Genomic DNA, 2,152 nt, shown 5'->3' with positions numbered 1-2,152 from the left:
CAAGATCAAAAGATCGCAVCCTGCGGCAGCTCCTACAGAGGCATTTTGAGTGAGTACTGACATGACCGAAGACACCATCAAACGCCGGGCCCGTGGTCTGGACCGGGCGTTCGATATCCTCGATTTCCTCAAGGAGATCGGCCAGCCGCTGCGTCCGAATGACATCGCAAACGGTATCGGCAGCCCGAAATCCACGGTCTACGAACTGGTGGCGTCGTTGCTGGAGCGACGGATTCTGGAACCGGTGGGCAAGGACGGGCACGTCTATCTCGGTCGTCAGTTGTACTTCCTCGGGCAGGCGCACCTGCGCCATTTCGACCTCAGTCGCGAGGCCGATCATGCCTTGCAGGACATCGTCAGCCAGACCCGGGAAACCGCGCAGATGTGCCTGCTCAACGGGCGCAAATACACGGTGGCGTTGATGAAGGAGGGCGAGCGGCATTTCCGCATTTCGTCCGACATCGGCGAAAACGCGCCGATCCCGTGGACTGCATCCGGACGCCTGCTGCTGGCGCATTTGAGCGACCAGCAGATCATCGACCTGATCGACGAAGACGACTACATCCTGCCCGACGGCGAACGACTGCCGCTGGAGCGCTTTCTGGCGGAAATTCGGCAGGCCGGGATCGACGGTTTCTTCTCCTTCGACAGCGTGGCCGACACCTTCACCCATTGCTTCGCTGCGCCGGTCAAAGACCCCAGTGGCGTGGCCATCTGCACCCTGTGCATCGTCGCCCCACGGGCCGATGCGAAAAACAATTACGACGACTATCGCCGGGTGCTGATCGAGAGCGCCAACAGCCTCGCCCGGCGTATCAACGAATAACCGCGGCGGCCTGCGACCGCGACTGAATGCGAGGAGTTTGACCATGACGACTGCCATCAATACCGCTGTGGAAAAGGGCGCCGCTGCCATTGGCGCGCACCTTGTGCGTGACGTCAGCCTGCCGGCGCTGGTGCTGCACCGCGAGGCGCTGGAGCACAACATTCGCTGGATGCAGACGTTCGTCAGCGACAGCGGCGCCGAACTCGCGCCCCACGGCAAAACCAGCATGACCCCGGCGCTGTTCCAGCGTCAGCTCGACGCCGGCGCGTGGGGCATCACCCTCGCCAGCGCCACGCAGACCCGCGCGGCGTATGCCCACGGCGTACGGCGGGTGTTGATGGCCAACCAACTGGTCGGCACGCCGAACATGGCGCTGATTGCCGATCTGCTGGCCGATGCGGATTTCGATTTCTACTGCATGGTCGATCACCCGGACAACGTCGCCGATCTGGGCGCCTACTTCGCTTCGCGCGGCGTGAAGTTGAACGTGATGATCGAGTACGGCGTGGTCGGTGGCCGTTGCGGTTGCCGCAGCGAGCAGGAAGTCATCGCACTGGCCCAGGCGATCAACGCGCAACCGGCGCTGGCCCTGACCGGCATCGAAGGTTACGAAGGGGTGATCCACGGTGATCACGCGGTCAGCGGTATTCGTGAATTTGCTGCGTCGCTGGTGCGGCTGGCGGTGCAGTTGCAGGACAGCGGCGCGTTTGCCATTGCCAAGCCGATCATCACTGCCTCGGGTTCGGCGTGGTACGACCTGATCGCCGAGTCGTTTGAGACGCAGAATGCGAGCGGACGCTTCCTCAGCGTGCTGCGCCCGGGCAGTTATGTCGCCCATGACCATGGCATCTACAAGGATGCGCAATGCTGCGTGCTGGATCGTCGCAGTGATCTGCACGAAGGCCTGCGTCCGGCGCTGGAAGTCTGGGCCCACGTGCAATCGCTGCCGGAACCGGGTTTTGCGGTGATCGCCCTCGGCAAGCGCGACGTGGCATTCGATGCCGGTTTGCCGGTGCCGTTGCTGCGTTACAAGGCCGGCGTTGTGCCGGCGGTCGGCGACGATGTCGGCGCGTGCAAGGTGACGGCGGTGATGGACCAGCATGCGTTCATGAGTGTGGCGCCGGGGGTTGAGTTGCGGGTCGGCGATATCATTTCCTTCGGCACCTCGCACCCGTGTCTGACCTTCGACAAGTGGCGGGTGGGGTTGTTGGTGGATGAGCAGTTAGCGGTGGTCGAGAACATGGGGACTTGTTTCTAAGGCTTGAGACCGCGTTGCGGCGATTCGCTGGCAAGCCAGCTCCCACAGGAATCTCATGAGTTGTGAAG

The 2,152-nt window shown here is 62.7% G+C and carries 2 protein-coding genes; both read left to right on the top strand.

Annotated features, from left to right (window positions below):
• The first annotated feature begins 61 nt into the window (after nucleotides 1-61).
• Nucleotides 62-826 carry an IclR family transcriptional regulator gene (locus tag HT737_RS03235; RefSeq protein ID WP_047294799.1) on the top strand — a complete coding sequence of 255 codons (765 nt, stop codon included), beginning with the start codon at nucleotides 62-64 and terminating at the stop codon, nucleotides 824-826.
• Between the two features lie 43 nt (nucleotides 827-869).
• Complete coding sequence (locus HT737_RS03230) at nucleotides 870-2,084, top strand: amino acid deaminase (RefSeq protein WP_182401413.1); 1,215 nt, start codon at nucleotides 870-872, stop codon at nucleotides 2,082-2,084.
• The last annotated feature ends 68 nt before the right edge of the window (nucleotides 2,085-2,152 follow it).

The organism is Pseudomonas sp. MD195_PC81_125 (assembly GCF_014060985.1).
In the GTDB taxonomy this organism is placed as follows: Bacteria; Pseudomonadota; Gammaproteobacteria; order Pseudomonadales; family Pseudomonadaceae; genus Aquipseudomonas; species Aquipseudomonas parakoreensis.
This window is presented reverse-complemented; position numbering and strand designations above follow the sequence as displayed.

Coding starts and splice junctions, on each gene's coding strand:
- HT737_RS03230 (WP_182401413.1), top strand. CDS start 870: ATGACGACTGCCATCAATACCGCTGTGGAAAAGGGCGCCGCTGCCATT.
- HT737_RS03235 (WP_047294799.1), top strand. CDS start 62: ATGACCGAAGACACCATCAAACGCCGGGCCCGTGGTCTGGACCGGGCG.